The sequence below is a fragment of the Mesorhizobium sp. M0239 genome (assembly GCF_040321815.1).
GTDB lineage: Bacteria > Pseudomonadota > Alphaproteobacteria > Rhizobiales > Rhizobiaceae > Mesorhizobium.
Genome location: NZ_JAMYSG010000109.1, coordinates 1 through 523 on the forward strand (window position 1 = coordinate 1; position 523 = coordinate 523).

General features: G+C 63.7%; 1 protein-coding gene. It reads right to left on the reverse strand.

Annotation, left to right across the window (positions count from 1 at the left end):
• Positions 1–523, reverse strand: a 523-nt coding sequence (locus NKI99_RS33805) for an ABC transporter ATP-binding protein (protein ID WP_502905146.1), incomplete at both ends; no start/stop codon positions are given.

Genomic DNA, 523 nt, shown 5'->3' on the forward strand with positions numbered 1-523 from the left:
CGGCGCGCCAGCCAGTCGGAATGTCGCGTAGCTGCGCGAGCCGGTCGGCTGCAGCAGGTCGATCGTTGCCTCATAGCGAAACGTGCCCTGCTCCGGTGTGGCAGTGTGCGCCCGAGTGAGATGTTCTGGCCTCAACCCGAGCAGCACCTGCTGTCCGTCTGCGACGCCCTTCAGCCCCCTGCCCGGCGCTAAGGGCAGCAGCGCGTCCGCGAGCCGGATGGCGGCGGCGCTTCCGTCCAAGGCAAGGTTGCCTGGCAGGAAGCTCATCCGCGGCGAACCCAGAAACCCAGCGACGAAGGTTGAGGCCGGGTGCTCGAACAACTCGAGTGGCGCGCCCTGCTGCTCTATCAACCCGTCGCGCATCAGCACGATGCGGTCAGCCAACGTCATCGCTTCGATCTGGTCATGGGTGACGTAGATCATCGTTGTGGCAATGTCCTGGTGAAGGCGTTTGATTTCGCCGCGCATTTCGTCGCGAAGCTGTGCGTCGAGATTGGACAGTGGCTCGTCGAACAAAAAGATG